The sequence below is a fragment of the Vibrio sp. 10N.286.52.F8 genome (genome assembly GCF_041468745.1).
Lineage (GTDB): Bacteria > Pseudomonadota > Gammaproteobacteria > Enterobacterales > Vibrionaceae > Vibrio > Vibrio crassostreae_C.
This window is the reverse complement of the sequence record NZ_JBFRJF010000012.1, coordinates 72,612-96,210: the sequence shown is the minus strand read 5'-3', so window position 1 is coordinate 96,210 and position 23,599 is coordinate 72,612. Positions and strand designations below refer to the sequence as shown.

The 23,599-nt window shown below is 43.3% G+C and carries 19 protein-coding genes; 11 read left to right on the top strand and 8 right to left on the bottom strand.

The genetic code is table 11. From position 1 onward, the window contains the following. Positions 1–23: 23 nt before the first annotated feature. Positions 24–1,223, bottom strand: coding sequence for an enoyl-ACP reductase FabV (fabV, locus tag AB4133_RS07995; protein ID WP_372224185.1), 1,200 nt, complete (start codon positions 1,221–1,223; stop codon positions 24–26). A gap of 81 nt (positions 1,224–1,304) precedes the next feature. Continuing rightward, complete coding sequence (locus AB4133_RS07990; protein WP_017060079.1) at positions 1,305–1,922, bottom strand: arylesterase; 618 nt, start codon at positions 1,920–1,922, stop codon at positions 1,305–1,307. On the opposite strand from AB4133_RS07990, the gene AB4133_RS07985 reads away from it, so the two are divergent. The 3 genes from AB4133_RS07985 (at position 1,921) to AB4133_RS07975 (ending at position 7,022) form a co-directional block, all read left to right on the top strand. Continuing rightward, positions 1,921–2,595 carry an ABC transporter ATP-binding protein gene (locus AB4133_RS07985; protein ID WP_017067780.1) on the top strand — a complete coding sequence of 225 codons (675 nt, stop codon included), beginning with the start codon at positions 1,921–1,923 and terminating at the stop codon, positions 2,593–2,595. The genes AB4133_RS07990 and AB4133_RS07985 overlap by 2 nt on opposite strands. Before the next feature lies 1 nt (position 2,596). Continuing rightward, complete coding sequence (locus AB4133_RS07980) at positions 2,597–5,035, top strand: ABC transporter permease (protein WP_372135570.1); 2,439 nt, start codon at positions 2,597–2,599, stop codon at positions 5,033–5,035. Positions 5,036–5,567: 532 nt separating this feature from the next. Next, on the top strand, positions 5,568–7,022 hold the full coding sequence (locus tag AB4133_RS07975) for an FAD-dependent oxidoreductase (protein WP_017060081.1): 1,455 nt from the start codon (positions 5,568–5,570) through the stop codon (positions 7,020–7,022). A 180-nt stretch (positions 7,023–7,202) separates the two neighbouring features. On the opposite strand, the gene AB4133_RS07970 is transcribed toward AB4133_RS07975, so the two are convergent. From AB4133_RS07970 to AB4133_RS07960, 3 genes are all read right to left on the bottom strand, one after another. Beyond that, complete coding sequence (locus AB4133_RS07970) at positions 7,203–8,153, bottom strand: biotin-dependent carboxyltransferase family protein (RefSeq protein WP_372224184.1); 951 nt, start codon at positions 8,151–8,153, stop codon at positions 7,203–7,205. Further along, positions 8,146–8,898 (bottom strand): allophanate hydrolase subunit 1, encoded by a 753-nt coding sequence (locus tag AB4133_RS07965; protein WP_372224183.1) that lies wholly within the window; start codon positions 8,896–8,898, stop codon positions 8,146–8,148. Before AB4133_RS07965 ends, AB4133_RS07970 begins: the two co-directional genes overlap by 8 nt. 134 nt (positions 8,899–9,032) lie before the next feature. Further along, positions 9,033–9,776 carry a 5-oxoprolinase subunit PxpA gene (locus AB4133_RS07960; protein WP_017060084.1) on the bottom strand — a complete coding sequence of 248 codons (744 nt, stop codon included), beginning with the start codon at positions 9,774–9,776 and terminating at the stop codon, positions 9,033–9,035. 170 nt (positions 9,777–9,946) lie between these two features. Between AB4133_RS07960 and AB4133_RS07955 the strand changes: the two genes are divergently transcribed. The 4 genes from AB4133_RS07955 (at position 9,947) to galE (ending at position 13,760) form a co-directional block, all read left to right on the top strand. Further along, positions 9,947–10,162: a hypothetical protein gene (locus AB4133_RS07955; RefSeq protein ID WP_102394477.1), complete on the top strand. Its 216-nt coding sequence runs from the start codon at positions 9,947–9,949 to the stop codon at positions 10,160–10,162. Continuing rightward, positions 10,152–10,688 (top strand): YfiR family protein, encoded by a 537-nt coding sequence (locus AB4133_RS07950; protein WP_372224182.1) that lies wholly within the window; start codon positions 10,152–10,154, stop codon positions 10,686–10,688. Before AB4133_RS07955 ends, AB4133_RS07950 begins: the two co-directional genes overlap by 11 nt. After that, on the top strand, positions 10,688–12,664 hold the full coding sequence (locus AB4133_RS07945) for a diguanylate cyclase domain-containing protein (RefSeq protein WP_065584959.1): 1,977 nt from the start codon (positions 10,688–10,690) through the stop codon (positions 12,662–12,664). Before AB4133_RS07950 ends, AB4133_RS07945 begins: the two co-directional genes overlap by 1 nt. A gap of 82 nt (positions 12,665–12,746) precedes the next feature. After that, a complete protein-coding gene (gene galE / locus AB4133_RS07940; protein ID WP_017060088.1) occupies positions 12,747–13,760 on the top strand; it encodes a UDP-glucose 4-epimerase GalE in 1,014 nt (337 codons plus the stop codon). A 358-nt stretch (positions 13,761–14,118) separates the two neighbouring features. Here galE and AB4133_RS07935 read toward each other — a convergent pair whose 3' ends face one another. Then, positions 14,119–16,266, bottom strand: coding sequence for a TonB-dependent hemoglobin/transferrin/lactoferrin family receptor (locus AB4133_RS07935; RefSeq protein WP_010429656.1), 2,148 nt, complete (start codon positions 16,264–16,266; stop codon positions 14,119–14,121). A gap of 222 nt (positions 16,267–16,488) precedes the next feature. On the opposite strand from AB4133_RS07935, the gene AB4133_RS07930 reads away from it, so the two are divergent. Then, on the top strand, positions 16,489–17,376 hold the full coding sequence (locus AB4133_RS07930) for a LysR family transcriptional regulator (RefSeq protein WP_372224181.1): 888 nt from the start codon (positions 16,489–16,491) through the stop codon (positions 17,374–17,376). Here the strand turns inward: AB4133_RS07930 and AB4133_RS07925 are convergent. Then, complete coding sequence (locus tag AB4133_RS07925) at positions 17,368–20,049, bottom strand: GNAT family N-acetyltransferase (RefSeq protein ID WP_372224180.1); 2,682 nt, start codon at positions 20,047–20,049, stop codon at positions 17,368–17,370. The genes AB4133_RS07930 and AB4133_RS07925 overlap by 9 nt on opposite strands. Positions 20,050–20,265: 216 nt before the next feature. Here AB4133_RS07925 and AB4133_RS07920 point away from each other — a divergent pair, with 216 nt between their 5' ends. Together AB4133_RS07920 and AB4133_RS07915 are read left to right on the top strand one after the other, a co-directional pair. Next, complete coding sequence (locus tag AB4133_RS07920) at positions 20,266–20,829, top strand: SPOR domain-containing protein (protein WP_017060092.1); 564 nt, start codon at positions 20,266–20,268, stop codon at positions 20,827–20,829. Positions 20,830–21,008: 179 nt separating this feature from the next. Next, positions 21,009–22,004 carry a D-alanine--D-alanine ligase gene (locus AB4133_RS07915; RefSeq protein ID WP_017064584.1) on the top strand — a complete coding sequence of 332 codons (996 nt, stop codon included), beginning with the start codon at positions 21,009–21,011 and terminating at the stop codon, positions 22,002–22,004. A 155-nt stretch (positions 22,005–22,159) separates the two neighbouring features. Here the strand turns inward: AB4133_RS07915 and AB4133_RS07910 are convergent, their stop codons facing one another. Continuing rightward, positions 22,160–23,128, bottom strand: coding sequence for a tyrosine-type recombinase/integrase (locus tag AB4133_RS07910; RefSeq protein ID WP_017060094.1), 969 nt, complete (start codon positions 23,126–23,128; stop codon positions 22,160–22,162). 100 nt (positions 23,129–23,228) lie between these two features. On the opposite strand from AB4133_RS07910, the gene AB4133_RS07905 reads away from it, so the two are divergent. Next, on the top strand, positions 23,229–23,597 hold the full coding sequence (locus tag AB4133_RS07905; RefSeq protein WP_017060095.1) for a DUF3319 domain-containing protein: 369 nt from the start codon (positions 23,229–23,231) through the stop codon (positions 23,595–23,597). Positions 23,598–23,599: the final 2 nt, after the last annotated feature.

Genomic DNA, 23,599 nt, shown 5'->3' with positions numbered 1-23,599 from the left:
CTCAGTAATGAGATAATTTTAGATTAAGGCTTTAACTTTATAAAATCTTCTGTATTAAGTTTCTGGCTATAATCTACCGATGGTTGAGCAAACCCATTTAATTGTAGAAATTCTTCTTTAAACCCTTGGTAATCCCCTAAGGTTTGGAAGTTATTTTCGTCCATCTTTTCTAGCAGTTCAGTTACGTGCGCTTGGGTTTCTGGGTCTAATTCCCAATCATCCATACGGATCAATCGCTCACCATCAAGTGGTACTTTGGATTGACCATAAAGTTTTCTGCCAAACAGACGCTGCATTTGTTGGATACAACCTTCGTGGGTCTCTTTCTCTTTCATCACCTTATACAAAGCAAGTAAGTAAGGGCTTAATCCAGGGATGAAAACGCTCGCTTTAGTGACTAGGGCTTTACATACCGCCGCGTAAGCGTTGCCATCAAAGTTAGCTAACTCTAGATTAAGAGCGTGGCTGGTTTGGTGAAGGTCGATCTTAGCGCGTCCCAATGTACCGTCTAAATAGATAGGATGTGTGACTTCTGGACCCACATAAGAAAACGCGATTGTCTTACAACCCGGAGCAATAGATTCTGCGTTGATGAGCTCATCTATCCATTGTTCCCAATCTTCGCCTCCCATCACTTTGAGTGTGCTTTCGGCTTCTTCTTCCGTCGCGGCTTCAAGCGTGTTGGTGACCCAGTTGTCGTGTTCCAGAGAAATGGTTGCGCCAGTTACGCTTTCACCAATAGGTTTGATGGCAGAGCGCCAAAACTCATCGGAATCTGGTTTAGGACGAACGCCTGCAGCTAAGCTATAGATAATCAGATCCACTTCACCTTCGAAGTAGGTTTCAATGGCTTCGACAACTTGTGAGCGTGTTTCTTGCGAAAATGCGTCGCCAACGATGTTGATAGCAGTGCGTTGCTCTCGTTCGGCTTCTTTTTTGAAGTAGATGTTGTTGTACCAACCAGCACTACCTAGGGATTTTTCGTTTGGACCGCGCTCGAATGAGACGCCGATAGTGTCAGCTTTTGCGCCGCCAAAGGTAAGGGCAATACGAGCGGCAAGGCCAAAGCCTGAGGAAGCGCCGATAATCAGTACTCGTTTAGGGCCATCTTTGATTTGCGGCGCACTCTTAACAAACTTGATTTGTTGCTTTACGGCTTCTTGACAGCCAAGAGGGTGAGCGCTTTTGGCTACCACACCCTTGATAACAGGTTCGATCAGCATAAATAACCTTACAGTTAACGGTGATATGCACTCAGGCTAACGTAAAGCTGTGTAAAATTTATTGAGCTAGACCATTAAAACTTAAAGATACTGATATAATTCTTCGGCGACGAATTCAGCAATCCAAGGTTGAGCTTCTGGTTTTGGATGCAGTCCATCGTTCATCATCCACTCAGGTTTGAGGATGATATGCTCTAGGAAAAACGGCAAAAGTGGCACGTTTTGTTGATCAGCAAGCGCTGCAAAAACGTATTCAAACTGCTGGTTGTAACGCTTTCCGTAATTTGGTGGGATTTTAATCTGCATCATTATAGGTTTGGCGCCCGCAGCTTTTATCTGCTCAATGATCTGCTCAAGATTTGCAGACATCAGCTTAGGTGGGAAACCACGAAGTCCATCATTCGCACCAAGTTCGATAAGAACGGTGTCTGGAGCATGTTCTTCAAGCAATTGTGGTAGGCGGGCTAAACCATTGCCCGTTGTATCACCAGAAATACTCCCGTTAACCACGGTTACCGTTTTGTCATGCTTTGCTAACGCGTCTGGTAACAGGCTTGGCCAACTCTGTTTGATGTCCATGTTGTAACCAGCACTCAGGCTATCACCAAGGACCAGTAACTTAGAATCTAAGCGGGTATCTTGAGCCAAAGAAGCGGTTGAAAATAAAATAAAGAATAAAAAGGAAATTAGTCGAGTCATGCATACATCCATCATTAAAGCAGAAGCTGTTTCGAAGACAGTGTCTACTAATCAAGAACATTTAACAATCCTAGAGCACGTCGATATCGATATTCGTGAAGGCGAAACTGTCGCGATTGTCGGCACGTCTGGCGCGGGTAAATCGACCTTAATGACGCTGCTTGCTGGTCTTGATGTACCAACGAAAGGCGAAATCAGTTTATTAGGACAGCCACTTTCACAGCTTGATGACGAGGCAAGAGCGAAGATCCGCAGTGAATCGGTAGGGTTTGTATTTCAAAGCTTCTTATTAATTCCAAGCCTTTCTGCGCTGCAAAATGTCACGTTACCTTGTTTGTTGAAGGGAGCAGACGAAGACATCGAACGCGCGACTGCTCTGCTTGAATCAGTAGGCTTGAAAGACAGGCTTGATCACTTGCCGTCTCAACTATCGGGTGGTGAGCAACAAAGGGTCGCGTTGGCGCGCGCATTTATGATTAAGCCAAAAATTCTTTTTGCCGATGAACCCACAGGCAACCTAGACCAACAAACTGCTGCCAAAATTGTCGAGTTGTTGTTTGAATTGAACTCATCCCATGGCACAACGTTAGTTTTGGTGACACACGATCCTAAGCTTGCACAACGTTGCCAAAGAACACTTAAGATGCATGTCGGTCAGATAGAGGAAGTCTAAATTGAATTCATCAAACGGACTGAATAAACGCCTGTTTTCATGGAGTATCGAAGAGATTCGACACGGTCAGTTGTGGCCAGTTTCAATCGCTTTAACGCTTATTATTGCTTGTGTATTTGCATTGTCGGCGCTGGCCGAACGTATGGAGCAGGTAATTGTTAAGCAGGGCAAAGATGCGCTTACTGCCGATATCGTGTTTATCTCAGCAAACCCAGTTCCACAATCCTTATTAGACCTCACTCAAGTTGAACAGTTAGAAAGCTCTCAGTTGACTCGTTTTTCAACCATGGCATTCAGTGACAACTCGATGCAGTTAGTGACGGTGAAAGCGGTTGAAAGTAATTATCCATTACGCGGTGAAATGATCTTAGTGGGTGCTGATAAAGCATCAAGTAACCATGTTGAGCCAGGGGAACTTTGGTTAGACGAGCGTATATTTGCACAGTTAGAGGTTGAGATTGGTGACGTTGTCACTATTGGCGATGCCGATTTAGCGATAACTGGACGAATCACTCAAGAACCAGGCTTAAGCTTTAACCCATTCCAACAGATGCCAGCCGTTCTGATTCATACAAGCGATATTGATGCCACGGGAGCGATTCAACCGGGCAGTCGTGTTAGTTTTAGGCTGTTTCTCAACGGTGATGATACAAAACTGCAAGCCGCGCAAGACAGCGTAGAATTAACACCAAGCGATCGCTGGCGTACTCAAGATTCTGCGAGCCGTACTAACGACATGTTCGAAAGCACGACTCAATATCTTTCGTTAACCGTTGCTATTGTTGTGATCATGGCTGCGACCACTTTGGTACTCACTTGCCAACATTATGTTGCGAGTCGCCGTAAAACCATCGCGATGCTTAAGAGTTTGGGTGCAAGCAAGCAGTGGATCGTTAAATGGTTGTCTGTACAGGTATCTTTATTAGTGGTTATCGGTGCAGTACTGGGAATAACTATCGGTATCGGCTTAGAGTTTTTGCTTCGTATACCTCTGGGTGACTTATTACCAACGCCACTTCCTAGCTATGGTATTGAACCTGCAATCTTGGCGATTTTATCAAGCATCTTAATTGGTGTTCCTGCTCTTGGTATCCCGTTAATTGGCTTGGTCAATACCTCGGCAATCAGCGTTATCCAATCAAGTCACCAGTCCAATGAAAGCTACAAGAAATATTTGTTGTTACTGGTACCGATTATTCCAATGATGCTGATGTATGGCGACAATCTATTGGTATGGATAGTTCTAGCGGGTATCGCTTGCCTGTTCTTAGTACTTGCGGTCGTTAGTACGCTTGTTCTGCGTTTGGTTGGCAAGTTACCGACATCTACGTCTATGCGTTTAGCATTGAGCAGAATTAATCGCACACCTTTAGCAACGGGGATTCAATTTGGCTCTTTAGCGCTTTCACTGATGTTGCTGTCTATCATCTGGTTGGTAAGAAGTGATTTACTGTCAGATTGGCAACAAACCTTACCCGAGAACGCACCGAATGCGTTTGCACTTAACATTGCAAGCTATGAGAAAGACAGTTATCTCGAGACGATTGATGCAAACGAAGTAGAGCGTACTCAAGCGTTTCCAATTATCCGAGGACGACTGACGACGATAAACGGTGTTGAAGCGTCGGAATACAGCGATACCTCAGGCGAAACAGACGCACTAAGTCGAGAGATCAACTTCACTTGGGGAGATAGCTTACCCGAGTACAATGAAGTGTTAGAAGGTAACTGGACGCAAGAGCATGGCGTATCTGTGGAATCGGATGTCGCGGAGCAACTGGATCTAAAGATTGGCGATGAGCTGTCATTCACAATCAACAGCCAGAATGTTTCTGCCAAGGTGAATAGCATCCGCAAAGTCGAGTGGCGAGAAATGAAGCCGAACTTCTACTTCATTTTTACTCCAGATGTCTTGAGTTCAATCCCTTCTACTTGGCTCGTGAGCTTCAGATTAGAAGAACAACACAATCAGATGCTCAATGAACTCTCTCGAAATCATCCAACCGTGAGTTTGATGGATATTCGTAAGATGGGTAGCAAGATCCAAGAGTTGCTTAAGCAGATTGTTTGGTCGATAACGGTACTTGCGGCGTTAGGTGTGGTGGCGGGGCTGTTGCTTATCTTCACTCTATTGCGATTGAGCTTATCTCAAAGACAACAAGAGATACGCTTGTATCGAACATTAGGCGCGAGTAAGAAGCGAATTCTCAATACTATTTGGTGTGAGTACGGTTTAATGGCGTTAGTCGCAGGCTCAATTGCAGCCCTTGGTTCTGAGCTCAGCGTGGCAGGAGTGATGAACTTTGGTTTTGAGTTACAACCTTCACTTCACCCGATGTTGTGGATAGCGCTACCGGTGCTAACGTTCATCACATTAGCCGCGGTAGTGAATAGCTTAATCAAACGTTTGTTGGCACCAGTAAACAAGGATTTTGGCTAGTCGTTAGCGAGATCTAGCCAAGCGCTTAAAACGGTCTAAAAGTGAGATTATTTATACTTAGTCATGCACTATTTATAATACGTCGCTTTAGACCGTTTTTTATTTAACCAACCGGTAGCATAAGTAAAAAATATCGCACCTTAGATTCCACTGTTTTTAGCATTTTTTAAAACTAATTACCCAATAATGCCGATTTAATGAACAGCGGTTAGTCCCTGTAAACAAAGGGTTTGCGCAACTTAGCAAGAACGTTATCAACAGTTATCCACAAAAACGGTGGATAACTTTAGGGATAAGTTAACCGCTATGTTTTAAGAGTACTGAGGCAGCCTTTATGTGGCGTCACTTAGGACAAATTTGACTGTTAGAATAACCTTTAAAACCCTATCTGGAGTTATTGAGTCAAGAGATTATTTATGTTTTTTACATAGATATTAAATCCCGCCTATCTAAGACCTTGATAAAAATGTGTTTTAATTCATCGCAGAACAAAAGTAGAATAGAGGCAGTTAATCTTATTCTACAGAACACGATGAACCACAACAAAACGGATACAAATCAACCTTCTATTGCCATTGTTGGTGGTGGTATTGCCGGAACAACGAGCGCGATTCACTTTAGTGAGTTGGGTTTTAAGGTCACTATCTTAGAAAAAGGGCCGAGTTTGGTTAATGGTCCACCAATTTGCCACCTGCACGCTGGCGGCAATTTGTATCGAGATATTTCTGTAGAGCAGTGTCTTCAATTGCTCACACAGTCAATTGATACCGTCCGCTTATTCCCTCATACGATCAATATTCGTCCGACAATCATCGCCGTTCCGCACAGTGATGGTGGAGAGCCGTTGGATCTGCTTCCTCGTCTCAAGATAATCAAAAGCGCTTATGCCGATCTTGTTAAACAAGATAAAAGCAACCAAGTGCTCGGTGATCCGGAAGAGTATTATAAGCTGTACAGCAAAGAAGATTTATTAGCACTTTCTGCGAAAACACAGCCTCTGAAACCAACATCGCTTGATGATTGGTGTATTCCTTTCGCCAAGCATACGGATTTAGAGACCCTAAAGTATCCTGTTGCGATGGTCCAAGAGTATGGCTGGAGCGTATTCCGACTTTCTGCGACCGCTCAACTCTCTTTGGGGCAACAAGCTAACTGTACTGTGTTAACCAACAGCCGATTACAATCTGTTGAGTCGACAGGTCAAGGTTGGTCTTTGACTTATACCGATGCCGAAAACCAAAGCTGCCAACTAACGACCGATTACTTGATTAATGCGAGTGGGTTTGAAACGGGTATCGTAGATGACTTTGTTGGCTCTAAGCAGCAAAGACTTGTTGAGTTTAAAGCTGCATACGTTACAGAGTGGCCATATTCGCAAGAATGTAAGGAAGAGTGGCCAGAAGTTATCTTCCATGGCCCGAGAGGCACACCGCAAGGCATGGCGCAATTAACGCCGTATGCTGATGGTGTGTTCCAACTTCACGGCATGACAGAAGGGATTACTCTGTTTGAGGGTGGGCTTGTTTCATCGTCAACAGACTCGTCACAGCCACAGTTGCCTTCGAAGCTGCTTAAGAAAATCGTATCGGGTTGGAGTGAAGATCAGCTTGAATTAAGAACTCGCGCGGCAATAACGCATATGTCTCAGTTCATCCCAAGTTTCAGTTCTGCATTGGTCGGTGGTAAACCTTTGTTTGGTGCACAACAGATTCCGGGAACCGATCCAAGCTTAAGAGCTTCAGACGTTTCATTCTGTGGGGATCGCTATGCTCGACTTGAAGTAGTAAAAGCTTCTTCAACATTAGAAGCGGCACAAAAGGTCGCTGAGCAATGGTTTGATGTATCAGAGGCGGCATCTATTGAAGACACACACTCAGTGACAATGTCACTTAATCTAAATGATATTGAAAACAGAGCGATAGATTTGACACAAGAACGTGGATACCCAGAAGCGCTTGCCAAGGTGTCAGGTCAAGATCACGCTTAATAGCCTATAATTAGTCTATCATCATCGACTGCGTTTAATTTCTTCAATTCGGCTTACTGTAATAGGTAAGCCGAATCTTCATTTCAACATCTGCTTAGATACCGAACCTCATCTAAATGACATCTTCCTAGTTGATTATTCTCAGCTACATAGCATTTAGCACATAACACATCGCAAAAACTAATAGCCGAAAAACTGAGCCCATTGGCACCAAACATCTTGTAAGCCCAAGCGATCGCCCTTGCTGAACGATATCGCATGTCCAGGTTTTGCTTGCGCCAAGCGTGGTAAATCGATTCTGGCGACACATCCTATCTTCGGATAACCACCTATGGTCTGTCTATCATTAAGCAGCACGATAGGCTGTCCATCTTGTGGAATTTGAATCGCACCTAAGGCAATGCCTTCTGACAATAGCGAAATGTCAGGCGAGTCGACGGGTTCGCCACTGAGTCGATAACCCATCCGATTTGAGTTTTGGTCAACGTGATACTGCGCGTTATACAAAGTCTCTTTTGCTGACTCGGAGAATAGCTCGCTTTGATAGCCTTCAATCACTCGTAGGTTCACGGGTAGATTGTAATCAGGCGTGTATCGGAAGGTAACACTTACCGCTTTAAATGAATGTGATAGTTGGTGCTGGGTAAAAGCTATTTGTTGCCCTTGTTGGCATGGCTCTCCATCTTGCGTTAATCCACCAATCTTTTCACGAGTGACTGTAGAGCAGCTATCAAGAGTTGATGGAACATCGAAACCGCCCTTAATGGCTAAATACGCCCTTAGACCATTTTTAGGCAAACCAAATGAGAGAACTTGCCCCTTAAAAGCTTGAAAATTGCTCCAGTTAGCCTGTGGTTTACCATCGAGTTTCGCTTGTAAATCACCCCCGCATAGTGCCATCTCGCAATCAAAATCGATTCTCAACGCACATTGCCCAAGCGTGATTTCCAACGCCGCTTGGTTGACTGGGTTGCCCAATAGATGGTTAGCCCAGCTATAAGAGTAGTCATCAACCGGTCCACCTTGCGTTAATCCAAGATGAGCAACACCAAATCGCCCAAAGTCTTGAATCAAACTCAACGGGCCGGGCTTAATCACTGTCAGTGTTGGTTTAGTTTTTGTCTTAGCCATTTACGATGCCTCCACCCAACTCTACAAATTCTTTTTTTGAAATCGCTATGAAACGGACGGTATCACCAACATTAAGCAGAGACAGTGGTCTTTGCGTGATATCGGCGTTCTTCAACTGGCTATGATCGAACAACGGAAGTGGGCAATTGCCAATAATATTCCAACCGCCCGGTGAATCCGAAGGGTACACAGCTGTTTTCGTATCCGCGATGGCGATACTGCCTTTGGGCACAATTAAGCGGGGTGTGGAGTGACGGGGCAAGGCAAGCTCATTAACCACATCCGACATAAAGGCAAAGCCAGGCGTAAACCCAATCGCACTGACGCTGTATGTCTGTGAGGTGTGATGTTGAATTATCTGGTCGAGCGACAGGCCTTTGTTTTGATATCGGTCTAAATCGAGCGCCGTTTCTGGTGAGTAATAGGCAGGAAGCTCAATCGTATCGCGAGTTTTACTAACACTAGAAAAGGACGACAGAGTATGACTCAACAAATTATTGAGCTGTTCAATGAGCTGCTGTTCTGATATTCGATAAGGGAGGTAGTCGACCAATATTGTTTGGTAAGCCGGTGTCACATTCATCAACACCGATGCTAAGTTTTGGCGAATGGCATCGGAAAAGTGAGCTATGTATTGCGCATATTCGGCGCTAGATTGATTATTTGAAGGCGATAGCGTCAAGGTCACCAAAACGCTGCATTCCGCGATTGGCGCTATATTGTATTCAATCTGATTCGTCGTCATTTCGTTTCCATACGTTTGTTATCTTGCCTTTTTTAGCTTACTTGGCGTGTCTCACTTCCGTGTCCAAGCCAATACAAGTCAATTAGATCTCACGAGCGATTAGACCATGCGTCATACCAATCACACGCTTCATACTAATTAAAAGCGTTGAGGTCTTGTCTGATTTTTCTAATTAATGCGATGGATTGAGGGTTATCACCATGAACACAGATAGTATCAGCTTCAATAGGCAGTCTTTCGCCCTCTAAAGTCGTAACCGAGCCATAGTTAATGATTTGCATAACTTGGTTATAGATATCGTCTTGATTGACGTAAACCGAGCCTTTTTGAGTACGTGGCGCTAATTGTCCGTTATTTAAATAAGCACGGTCGGCAAACGCTTCAAACAAGAGAGGCAAGTCATGGTCGTCAGCAATATCCAAATACTGTTGATTGTCTGATGAAGAGAGAATCATCAACGGGATGTTAAACTCAGCGACGGCTTGGGCTACCGCATTGAACACATCAATGTTTGCCATCATATCGTTATAAAGAGCGCCATGAGGTTTCACATAGCCAACAGTGGTATGGTGATAGCGGCAAAGGGCTTGTAATGCACCGACTTGATAACAAACCAGCTCACTGATTTCGTCCATGGTGTGTGGAATAGAACGGCGACCAAAACCAACGAGATCTTGATAACCGGGATGAGCACCAATTTGGGTGTGATAGTGCTGCGCCAGTTTTATCGTCTTGGACATAACGTGCGGATCAGACGCGTGGAAGCCACAAGCGATGTTTGCCATATCGACCCATTCCATGACCGACTCGTCATCGCCCATCTTCCAATTGCCGAAACTTTCTCCCATGTCGCAATTAAGCAAAATCTTCGTTGTCACGTGGTGCTAATCCTTTACGTTGAGGTAAGTAATGACGGTCTTATAAATACCATAAATAAACAGTGACCTAACTCAAACTTTCGACACCGTAGATTTACCAGTATGGCATTTCATATATAGTTGAACTATTGATTAAAGGATTAATATCTAACTGTATATTAGGTGAGCACATGATATCCCGCCAGGTTTGCTTAGGACTAGCATTAACGATACCTGTTTTTGTCTCTGCTCAAGAAAACTCTCTAGACCAGCTCATGTCGATGAGCCTTGAAGAGTTGTCTATGTTAGATGTTGAAATGGAAACGGCTTCGAAAGTGACACAAAAACTTACCGAGATTTGTGTCAACCAAGAGTCCGTATATGTGAGGATCTCTCATGAATTCTAAGTGGCTCAAGTACCGTATTAAGCTCGGTTTTACGAAACTCAGCCTTGCCACTATAGCTATGTTTATTGTGCCTTTGAATACATCGGCGGCTAGTTTCAAGCCTTATGAAGTGAAAGCGGTGTACCTTTTTAGAATTGCCAACTTTATTCGTTGGAACGACGAGAGCACCATGAATACGGTTAACTTCTGTGTGATTGGCGATGAGAAGGTAAGCAAAGCACTGACGTCGATTACACAAGGGAAATCTATTCGTTCTCTCGCTATTCAAGTACATCAATTGGTGACTCCTAAGTGTGATATCACTTATCTATCTGATCTCGATAATGATGAATTTAGCCGTAAAGCCCACTCACCACATACTGTGACGATTAGCGATATCCCAAACTTTACGGACATGGGAGGAGTCATTGAGCTAACGCACATCGATAATAAGCTAAAGCCTAAGATCAACTTAGTGAATGCAAGACGCGGTGACTACGTCATTGGCTCGAACCTGTTACGAATCGCTATAGTGGAGGGCCAATAATGTTGTCTTTCATTAATAACATATCGATTAAAAACAAGCTGATATTACCCATTATCATCTTCATCGCAGTCACTTTTGTCACGATCCAATCGGTAAATTACACTGTCACGTTTGAGAGAGAGAAAGAGAGTCTTATTCAGCGTGTTAAAGTGCTAGCACAAGGTGTTGCTTATAACTTGCAAGCCGCGATTTTATTTGAAGACAAGTCATCGGCTCAGGAAATATTGTCAGCTTTCGTCGCAGATAAAGATATTGTTAGAGTGAAGCTCTATGACATCAACGAACAGCTTTTTGCCAGCTATCAGGTGAGCAACACTCTGGTTCCAAGGCCAAACGCAGAAGAATTAGACGATATCGCCGATCATCAATTTGCCATCTCTGAGCATTTCATCTTCTTGCTCGTTCCAGTGACACTGGATGGCGCAGTGATCGCGAACTTGAGAGTAACAATATCGAAAGAGACGTTTAATTCGATCTTAACGAATATTTTCAAGGTTGCGGTCGTCTACCTGTTGTTTCTGGTGATGTTAGGCGGAGTAGTGGTCAAATTGGTGCAACGCTTGATTATCGAACCGATGTTTGACCTCAATGAGGCGATGCAAGCCTTTGTTGAGCGTCGTTCGAAGCAGCCTAAATTAGTCGTAACGAACCGCGATGAAATCGGCGATCTGGTTCGAGCTTTCAATACCATGTTAGAAAGGCTTCAACATCGCGATAACCAAATCAATTTTACGTTAGACAAGTTACAAGAAGAAAAATCATTCGCAAATGAGGTCATTGAAACCGTTCAGCACTCTTTGTTGGTGGTGGATGAAAAAGGGCTCATTCTTCATGCGAACGCAGCTACTCGGGATATTTTTAAATGCTCGGAAGCCTTTCTTGAGAATTTGTTGATCCAAGAGTTGATCGCGACCAAGCAAACGGGTTACTTACAAGATGTTATTGATGCCAATATTGAACTTAATGACGAATTGCTGGAAACCACCGATCTCTTTCAATCAAAACGCTGGCTTCGTGTGAGCAGTCGTTCTTTGACAAAACATGGTCGTATTCTTTATGCAATCCAAGATGTCACCGACATAGAAACGGCCATGAGTCGCCAACGTATTGCTGCGGGCGTTTTCGAAAACAGTAAAGACGGCTTGATCGTGCTCAACTCATCCAATGTGATAACCATGGTTAACCCAGCGATCACACAACTTCTCGGTTATCACTCTGATCTGCTGGTGGGCAAAACACCATTTGAAGTATTTTCGTGGCAGCAATTTTCATCATTGATGCCGACAATTCGCAGTTCGTTAGACAACTATGGTCAATGGCAAGGCGAAGTGTGGGAGAAAAGCGCGTCCGGCACGTTAGTTCCAATGTTTGTCAAAGTGAATCGAATTGCCTCAGACAACGAGAAAGACGAGTTTGATATGGTATTAACGCTGTCTGATTTATCCAACGTTAAAGAGATGGAAAGACTCGAACACTTGGCTCATCACGATGCATTAACCGGGTTAGCGAATAGAGCGCAGCTGTATAAGGTTATGGATGATGTTGTCACGTCGAGCCACTATTCAAATCAGCATTTTGCGGTTATTTACTTGGATTTGGATGGCTTCAAAGAAGTGAATGACAACTATGGTCACGATGCGGGTGACGAAATCCTTAAAGAAGTGTCAAACCGGTTATTATCTCAGGTAAGAGCGGGGGATTTGGTTGCACGTTTGTCGGGTGATGAATTTGTTCTTATTATTAAACAGACAAACAAAGTCTTATTAGCGAAGTTAGCCGAGCGATTGTTGGATCTGATCGGGCAAGAAGTGAATTATAAACAGCGTTCACTTCATGTTGGGGCGAGCTTAGGTATCAATTTAGTTGATGGCTCAGAGCGTGATATTGACGTGATTCTAAAGGTTGCTGATGAGGCTATGTACCAAGCGAAACGCAAAGGAAAAGGTCAGTTTGTGTTCGCTCGTGAGGGTAAATAGGCACCGGTGTTTGTGAGCTCACCCTAAGTTGTTGTATCATAAGTGATAGGTTGAATATTTTTAATTAAAAGGTCTGCTAAGCATGAATGTTTTAGTTACAGGTGGCATGGGTTACATTGGTAGCCATACAAGTATCCAGATGATCAACGCAGGTATGACACCTGTACTTTTTGATAGCTTGTACAACAGCAAACCAAGCGTTCTAGAGCGCATCGAAAAAGTCTCGGGCGTTCGTCCCAACTTCATTGAAGGTGACGTTCGTGATAAAGCGCTTTTGACTGAAACTATGAAGCAACACAACATCGAAGCGGTTATCCATTTTGCTGGTCTGAAAGCCGTCGGAGAGTCTGTGGAAAAGCCTCTTGAATACTACGACAACAACGTAAACGGCACTTTAGTTCTTGTTGATGCAATGCGTGATGCGGGTGTAAAAACCTTGGTATTTAGCTCTTCAGCAACGGTATACGGTGATCCTGCAAGTGTGCCAATTACTGAAGACTTCCCAACAAGCGCTACCAACCCATATGGTCGTAGTAAACTAATGGTTGAAGAGTGTTTAACCGATTTCCAAAAAGCCAATCCTGATTGGAGCATTACACTGCTGCGTTACTTTAACCCTGTAGGTTCACATCCAAGTGGTGAGCTAGGTGAAGACCCGCAAGGTATCCCAAATAACCTAATGCCATTTGTCTCTCAAGTAGCAGTGGGCCGCCGTGAATTCCTATCTGTATTTGGTAGCGATTATCCAACAAAAGACGGGACTGGCGTTCGCGATTACATCCACGTAATGGATCTGTCTGATGGCCACATCGCAGCGCTTGAGAAAGTAGGGTGCAAAGACGGTCTTCATATCTACAACCTTGGTACGGGTAACGGTTCAAGTGTGTTAGACATGGTTAAAGCATTCGAACAAGCAAGCGGTAAAGAGATCCCTTACAAGCTAGTTGAACGCCGTCCTGGTGACATCGCAGAGTGTTGGGCAGATCCAGCTAAAGCTCAGAAAGAACTGGGCTGGAATGCAAGCCGCACATTGGCTGAAATGACCGAAGATACATGGCGCTGGCAGTCAACAAACCCGAATGGATTCCCTGGTTAACCTAGTGGTTTCGTGAATGATTCAAAAATTAAAAGATGCTTTCGGGCATCTTTTTTGATCTTAATCGAATAAAAAGTAAATTAGTGGTTAAAAAGTATCATTCTGTATCCGCTGTGTTATTATGCTCGCGAATTATATGTTTAATGTTAATTTTCTTTGGAGTTAATCATGGAACTAGGCCTAATCATCACTTTCATCGTTGCTGCTGCAGTAATGGTTAAAAAAGAGATGGCAGAGAAGTAATTTCACTTATTACCTTTTTTATACAATTTTTTAGTGAAATAAATTAAAAGCCAGCAATTAAGCTGGCTTTTTAGTTTCTGCTGTATCAGATTCTGTCGTTAAGTTTTCTAACGAGTTAGAATTCGTATTTAGCTGAAATACCGTAGTTTCTTTCCGCTTGAGTGTTCTCTTTGTAAAGTTCATCATCACCGCGAATATCATTCCAACGGTAGTACTCTTCGTTAGTTAAGTTGAACACACCACCACGAATCGTCAGATCCTTCATTGGTTTGTAGTAAGCTGTTAAATCAACAACTGTTGCGCTTGGAAGCTCAGCCTGGCCTGCGTTACCGCCACTTTCGTCATCGAAGTTGATGTCTGAACCAGATTTGTCAGCTGTGTAGTTTAACTTAACGCTAGTACCCCAATTTTGGTTTGGCGCATCATAGTTAAGACCTAACACCGCATTCCAAGGGTTAACACTATTTAGTGCATTTCCGTTTCCGTCCTCACCCTCTGTGTATGAAGCTACGAAGTGAGTTGAAATACCCTTAGGCGCACCAACCAAGACATCCCAAAGTAACGTGTTCGAGAATTCAATCCCCTTTATCGTTGCCGAATCCAAGTTAACGTTAGAATAGTGCGTTGTTCCACCAACCTTTTTCGTAACCACTGTCTCGATAAAGTCATCGTAGTCACTGTAGTAGGCCGCGATTTCAGATGATGAAGCTTGAGTGTTGTGACGATAGCCTAGCTCGTATGAAATACTGGTTTCTGATTTAAGATCTGGATTTGGATCATTTACGTACCCATGTCCAGGGTTATCATATGTATAGTAAAGTTCATCAAAAGAAGGGGCTCTAAAGCCTTGGCTAATTTGGCCAAAAATAGTGCCTGTATCTGTAAGTTTGTATGTTGAACCTAAACGACCAGTTACCGCAGAATCTGAGAAATCACTCAACGTCTCAGTGGTGTTGTTACCAGGATCAGTTGAGAAATAGTCAAAGCGTACACCAGGGGTAACAATAAGTTTGTCATTCACTAAGCTAATTTCGTCTTGAATAAACAAGCCAAATTTTTGCTCCTTAGCATCTGGAGTATATACATAAAGTTGGTTATCAGTAGCAGGATCAGAGTTATACTCCATATTGGTGTTGCTGATGTCACTATGTGTATAAGTTGCACCATACACTAGGTAATGGTTGTTAATTTCTTTATCTAGCTGAGTCTCGATTTCAAGCTTATCTTCAGTGTACTCGTAGTCTTTTGTTTGTAAGTTGTCGTTGTTAGCTGGTACCCAAGGTGGCATACCTGGGCCTGCAGGTTTAAAGCGCTTAGTTACACCATTCTCTTCTTTAGAAATGTACGATACTTTACTCGTTACAGTATCGGCAATTGTGCCATCAGCGAACCAAATGTGCTTAATAGCGAATCGATTTTGCGTTGTGTCATCAGCACCTGTATAGCTATCGTAGCTTGAGTGGTAGATGTCAGAGTCTGAAGTATCTTTGATTAGCTCAGCTAAAAACTCGATACGATGACTTTCGTTTAACTGATATTGCAACTTAACCAAAAGATTATCTGCTGAAGTATCTTGACCTTCTACAGCGTAGTTCTCTAAGTCGTTAGGGTTACGGAAGTTTTGCAACTCTTCACCATCTCGACGAGTGTAGGCTACCAATGTTTCTAGGTCATCGAATCGATTAGCTAATGCAACGTGCTCACTGAAAGAGTTATCTTCTGAAGAGTAAGACAGTTTCGCTTGACCGCCAAAGTCTTCTCCATCTTTTAAGAAATCAGAAGGGTCTTTAGTTTCAAAGGCGACAACACCACCAATAGCGTCGCTTCCGTGTAAACTTGAAGCCGCACCTTTGATAATTTCGACACTTTTCAGCATATCGGGATCGATTGAAATACCGCTAGAGTTAATAAATGCGTAAGGGCCACCATCAAATGAACCTGGTTGCGATGAGCCATCCACTAAAATCTTTACGCGCTTACCTTCCATGCCACGAATGTTGATGGTTTGTGCACCTTGTCGAGAGCTCGAGTTCATCGTTACACCTGGAGTGTATTCGAAGATTTCGTTAACATTTTTTGCCATGTTCTCTTCGATTTGCTCATCGGAGATGACTGCAACAGAAGCCGCTGTATTGATAAGTGTTTGATTCGTGCGCGTCGAGGATACAACAACCTCATCAAATAGGGCATAATCTTCAGCAAAGGCTGACGTTGATGAAAGCGCTAAAACGATTGAAGCAGAGAGTAGGGATTGCTTATACATCTGATAGTTACCTTAGTTCCATAGTATTATCTTGATTTGCGAAGATGATATTGGATCTAAATGATAATTACTATTATTTGCATTTAATTAATTTTCAACTTTATCAACTAATTCATAATTAATGCTCTTAATCACTTGTATTAAAAAGACTTATTCAGTTCCATTCATTTTGTGAATGCTTCTGTTTTTGTGATGTAAATCTCAATTTATAGTAGGAAAGCTATGCATAGCCCAATAACACTTGAAGCATTACACATACTAGATGCTATCGATCGTCGTGGAAGTTTCGCCGCAGCAGCGAATGAAATGGACCGAGCGCCATCATCATTGAGTTACCAAATTCAGAAGTTGGAGCAAGATCTAGACATCATGATTTTTGATCGGTCTGGGCATCGTGCAAATTTCACGGAAGCGGGGCAGTTAATACTAGAACAAGGCAGGATAATTCTTGGTGCGACTGAACAACTCGTTAACGATGCGAGTATTCTTGCTAATGGTTGGGAGCTAGATCTAACTATCGCCTTTGATGGCATTATTCCGATTAGTAATTTTTTCTCACTGGTTGATGAACTAGGTAAAATCAGTAAAACACGCGTTCGTTTACAAGAAGAAATCTTAGCGGGTTGTTGGGAATCTCTGGCCGATGGCCGAGCTGACTTACTTGTGTGCCCAAAGCTTGATACGATTCCAAACGACATTAAAAGTGACGTAATAGGTAAAATAGAAATGGTTTGGGTGGCAGCATCAAACCATTATGTTCACAAGCGTTCTGGTGAATTCGATCAGAAGGCGAGAGAAAGTTACAGGGTTATTGCCATTGCAGACACCGCACGCGATCAGCCAGCACTAAGCATCAATATTCTAGAGAAACAGCCTCGTTTAACCGTGACAAGCTTTCCTGCGAAAGTAGAGGCTTTGACATCAGGACTAGGGATTGGCACCTTACCGAATAGTGTCGCTAAACCTTTGATTGAATCTGGCGTACTACAGCAGATCTCCGGTACAGAACCACAACCGATCGATATTGTTATGGCTTGGCGACGCAACAAAATGGGCGACGCCAAGTCTTGGTGTATCCAACATCTTAAAAAGACATGGGCGTTAAAGTAACGGTAACACCATATCTGCAGTACCATCTTCAAAACTGATATCTAGCTTAAAACCGAGCTTTTGAGCTAGTGTCAGCATCCCTCTATTGGTTGGCATCGTCATACCCGACATCTGCTTGGTCTGCTTCGCACGGCAGTAATCGATAACCTTGGTCATAAGAATGCGACCTAGACCAACACCTTTAAGGTCAGAACGAATCAATATTGCGAATTCGGCGTCTGTGTTCTCAGGGTTAATCAGCGCACGGGACACGCCGATGATCGCTGGAACGCCTTGTTCCTCGCGAACGACCACAAAGGCGATTTCTCTATCGAAATCAATTTGAGTGAAATTCGCCAACGCCTCATGATTGAATTCACCGACATCACTAAAGAAACGCTTATAGAGATCTTCCTTAGACACACGGTTAATGAAGTCAGCATGAAGCGGTTCATCTTCGGGAAGAATAGGGCGTAACAACACTTCGGTTCCATCTTTTAGCTGGATACGTTCTTCAAGCTCGACCGGATAAGGGCGAATCGCAAGACGTTCCTGTGGATCGCCTTCGTACGCTTTCAAGATGATATCGGCATCTAATATCGTGAACTTGTCACCATTGGCCAGTACTGGATGGATATCCAAATCATGTATTTCAGGGCAATCCACTACCATTTGCGATATACGTACCAATAACTCAGACAAACCTTCTATATCGATGGGGTTAGGGAGTTTTTGTAGACGAATCTTGCCGCTTTTTATCGCTCGAATAATCAAGTAACGCGCCAGTGTCATGTTGAGCGGTGGAAAAGCAGCTGCGGCATCAATCGACTCATCCCACTCCGAACCACCTTGTCCAAGTAATATGATTGGGCCGAAGGTTTCGTCTGTTGTAACCTTAATACGCAACTCTTGGCCGCCCGCGAGCTTAGCCATACCTTGAATTAACAAGCCGTGGATGTTTGCTGTAGGGAAGGATAATTGAGAACGATCGAGAATTGCCTGAGCCGCATTGGCAACTTCACTGCTGTTTCGCAAATTGAGCATCACGCCTTGTACGTCTGACTTATGTGCAATATCCGGCGAACGTAATTTTACTGCGACGGGATAACCGATCGTTTCAGCGATGTGTACCGCTTCACTTGGGTCAGAAGCGATCCAAGTTGGTAACACATCGAGGTTGAAGCTCTTGAAAAACTGACTGTTTTGGTGAGTATCAAGGCTAACTGTATCTTTATCCAGTAGTTTTCTTTCTATCCAACCTTTCGCATCTGCTAGATCTTCAATGTGTACTTTTTCTGCAGTGGTCGGCGTTTCCATTAACTGACGTTGGTTACGTCTGTACTCGACTAAGTGCATGAATGCGACCACAGAGCTTTCAGGGGTCCGATAAGTTGGGAAACCCGCTTCGGTAAACAGCTTTCGTGCGGGCCTTGCTGTTAGCTCACCAGACCAATTCGTCAGGATGTTAAAGCGCTTGTGGCGAGGGTGCTTCTTAATCGCTTCAATAATTCGTTCTACCGTTTTAGCGGAATGTGCGACCGCTGAAGGGCTGTGCATGATAAGAATCGCGTCTGCTTCATCGCCATCGAGTAAGATGTTTATAGTGTCGATATAACGTTGATCACCAGCGTCGCCGACAATATCGATAGGATTGCTATGAGACCAACTCGATGGCAAAACCTTGTTCAACTTATCAAGTGTCTCTTCTGAAAACTCTGCGAGCTTACCACCGCGGTCAAATAGGGTGTCCACAGCCATAATCGCAGGGCCGCCACCATTAGTAACAATAGCCAAGCGCTCGCCTCGCAATGGTACTGAATGAGTCAGTGTTTCTACCGCAGCAAACAGTTCATGTAAGTTCTTAACTCGTAGCATGCCGCTGCGTCGGATTGCGGAATCATAAATAATATCTAATGTGTCGGCACCGCCAGTGTGAGCCATTGCTGCGGCTCTGCCTTTCGCCGTTCGACCGCCTTTCAACACCAAAATTCGTCGGTTACGCGAAGCCGCACGCGCTGCAGAAATAAAGCGCCTCGCATCAGTAATGCTGTCTACATAAAGCAATATCGCTTCGGTGTGAGAGTCGGTACTGAGATAATCCAATAACTCCGAGAATTCGATATCGCTACCATTGCCTATAGAGATAAACGCCGAAAAACCGATCTCTTTGTCATTAGCCCAATCGAGAATAGTGGTACACACAGCTGCCGACTGAGAAACAAAGGCGATCTTACCGGGTAATGCTGTCACTGGAGAGAATGAGGCGTTCAAATTTAACCAAGGGACAATCACCCCCAAACTATTGGAACCCAACACTCGAATGTTGTGCTTTTTGGCAATCGCTAGGCATCGTTCATCATACGTCTCACCATTATCGCTTTCTTGCTGCATGTCTGAAGAAAGCACAATGACAGAGGCTATACCTTTCTCAGCCAGTTCTTCAAAAATAGCGACATTACGGGTCGCATTGGTACACAAGATTGCGAGGTCAGGAACAATCGGTAACGACAAAATGTTCTTGTAAGAAAGCACACCGGCCACTGAATCATATTTCGGCGTAACCGGCATCACCGCACCTTTAAAATCCCCATGCAACAAATTGTTCATAACAATATATCCTGCGCGTGTTTCTCGTTGAGAAGCACCAACAACAGCGATTGAACGGGGTTTAAGTAGGGGATCAAGATGATTCATAGACATATCCTAGCAATGCACGTAAGTTCATCGTAACTTACTTTGCACTCACAGGTTGATGGCAAATTCACCGAATTCAGATGAATAAGCAAACACTGCATAAAGTTTGTGAAATAGGTCACCCACTAATGGTGTATAATCCCAAAGTTAACTTGATTCTAAACCGACGTATCGGCATGATTTATAGTAATTATTATTAAGGATATAGAGCTTTCCATGAAAAAATTTGCAATTGTGACTTTGCCACTGCTCTTGGCTGCGTGTGTATCTGACGACTACGTTACCAATGTCACTTCAGATAGTTATCAAGAAGAGTACAAAACGGCAAAAGTTGAAGCTCCAGTTGTATCTCAATCTGAGCAAACAAGCGTTGTTGAAGAAAATGTTGTCAACGTTATCAGAACCGAACCTGTTGAACAGAAAGTCGCTCAAACGACTAAAGCTAAGCCAGTTGCAGTAGTGACAGGCCCAACCAAGAAACAACAAGACATGAACCAACGTTTTGGTTACACAGTTCAAGTTGTTGCTGTTGGCAGCCAAAGTAAAGTCGATTCTTTCGTGAAAATGCTACCTACGACTTCTCAACCAGTTTGGGAAAACTACAAAATGGTTAACGGCACTAAGTGGTTCACGGTACTTTATGGTGACTACGCAACACGCTTAGAAGCTAAAAAGGCAATCTCAACACTGCCGAACACTTTCCAAAACTTGAAGCCGTTCGTTAAGAGCATTGATGACATCAAGAACTCTGAATACCCAACGCTTAACAAGTTGAACTAAGTTTTGATTCATAAAGAAGGGGCAAATGCTCCTTCTTTTGTTTTAAGACTCGCTGTTTTGTTTAATAGTTAATCGCTCGATCTTTCGAACGCAATTTTAACAATCAAAACACTGTACCTATCTCGACTTTTGTTTATCATTGAAGTCAGTACTCCTAGTTTCAAGGACCGAATTTACCCATGAACACCACAAACATCCTTCTACTTTGCGGCGGTGGATCTTCAGAGCATGAAGTATCTTTAGTTTCAGCCAATTACCTTTTTGAACAACTTAATAGCGTTGCAGATTTTAACGTTGTAAGAGTTGAAATTAAGAACGAAGGCTGGTGTCTTGATTCAGGTGAATTGGTTTATCTTGATATTAACGACCAAACCTTACGCGGTGACAATTTAGCATCTAAAGTCGATTTCATTGTGCCTTGCATACACGGTTTCCCAGGTGAAACAGGTGACATTCAATCACTGTTTGAAATGGCTAAAATTCCATACCTAGGTTGTGGTCCAGAAGCAAGCAACAACAGCTTTAACAAAATCACGTCAAAGCTTTGGTACGACGCACTTGGTATTCCAAACACGCCGTACCTGTTCTTATCAGACAACAATGATCAAGCTCACTCACAAGCAACTCAAGCATTTGAAAAGTGGGGTAAAGTGTTTGTGAAAGCGGCTCGTCAAGGTTCTTCTGTAGGTTGTTACCAAGTTAACCAAGTAGAAGATTTAAGCGAGGCTATCAACAAGGCGTTCACTTTCTCGGACCAAGTATTGGTTGAGAAATCAGTGGTGCCTAGAGAGCTAGAAATTGCTGCTTATGAAATCGATGGCGAGCTACACATCAGCAAGCCGGGTGAGGTGATTGCACCGAATGGCGCATTTTACTCTTACGAAGAGAAGTACAGTGCAGACAGCCACTCGATCACTGAAGTTGAAGCAAGTAATTTAACTGACGAACAGCGTGAATTGATTGCAGACAGCGCACGAAAAGTCTTCACCCAGATGAAGCTTCGTCACTTGTCTCGTATCGACTTCTTTTTAACGCAAGACAACGAAATCTACCTGAACGAAGTCAACACCTTCCCAGGTATGACGCCAATCTCCATGTTCCCTAAAATGGTTGAACATGACGGCCACAAATTCAGCCAGTTCTTAGAAAACTGCGTGAGAACAAGCCTTTCTTAGGTTTCTAACTCGTTTTCGTTCACTTAGAGCTGAACCAACAAGTGCCTTGAGCTTTCGCCAAGGCGCTTTTTGTTTTTAACGCTAACCGTTTTTACAAATATCGTTTTAACCATAACTTATATCAAAATAGTAATATCCAAGTAATCTGCGACCCGTCATTGCCAAGGTATTAACGCCTTAAACTTCATCTTCTCACTATCAGCCGTTCCCGTGAAACCGACATATTGAGCTGGCATTGCCGGGCTAAGCCAACGACCAAAGTCCTGAATCTCTCTCACCTTAAGACCTTGTTTCGACAACTCTTGTGCAGCACCAACACGAATCGAATTTCCAGAGAAATGGTGATTTTCTGGCAGTTGAAGTAAGTCGCTAGCTCTTCTCAATATCCTATAGATGGACGAATCATCTAAAGGCTGCAAACCAATATTCTCATGCTTGTCTATCGCACGAAATACTGGCAAGTCATCTTGTATACCAGTAAACGAAAGCCAACGTTGAAGTGCAACACTGGCTATTTGTGACAACTGATAAGCCGAATCTTTGACTGTTACTTGGTAATGATCTTCAACGTACTCAACATCACTCATCGATAACAACTTAAGCTCTGAGCGCTTTAAAGCACACTCGAACATCACGTTATAAATAGCAATGTCTCTGATCTCTTTCAGGTTTGCTTTCTCATGGGAGAGTAACGTATTCAAATCAGTGAGATGCACAGATGTCATAGCATTGGTTTGTTTAGCGTCACCGGCCATTTGAGATTGTAAGTGGAGTAGGGTAAAGCGAACTTGCCTGTGCTTGATGGGGTTAGCAAAGCTCAACACAGTATGTAACATGCTAAGCGTTGCAGTGTAACGTTTTAGCGATGCGTATTTTCTATCGTTAGACTCCGTTTCAAGAAAACGACGAACAGCGGTTATAGATGCGGGAAGTGTGTTAATACGATGTTTGGTACAGAACGCATGATAGCGATTCCAATCACTGTAAATGCCTAATAGTGAATTGCGAGAGTATTGAAATCCTGTCAACTCATCTATAATTTCTATTGTCGCGTTGCTGTTTAATTTTTCAACAAATGAATTAATTATCACAGAGTCAGTTAAAATAGGGACTTTTTTTCTCAAATTACCATACCTCGACAGGTGTTTTTACCATATTATGCTTGATATCATTATTAGTATACTTATGATTAATGCAGTGAAAACAGAAAGATGATTAATAGATATGGCTAATTCAATTTACCGAAGCGTCCATCTTCAATCGATAGATGCTAACAACACAGTTTGGCGTGCTAAGTTAAAAAACAACGTTATTCAGGGCAACCTAGCTGCCGTGAAAAAGAGTATTGATTGGTGGATTGATACCGCATCTATTATTGATCCAAAAGAATTCATGTCATTAAATAAGTCGAGAGGAACTGGTGGCTCGACTGAAAACTTCAACGGCTACCAAATCAAGAATGACACCGGTGAGCCTAATGCGTGGTATTGCATGTTTAACGGTCGCTTAATCAAAGGCGGCAAGGTTGCAATCCAACGCCATATAGAAGCTTACTTACTCGCAAAACAAAAAGCAGAGCAACAAAAGAAGTAAAT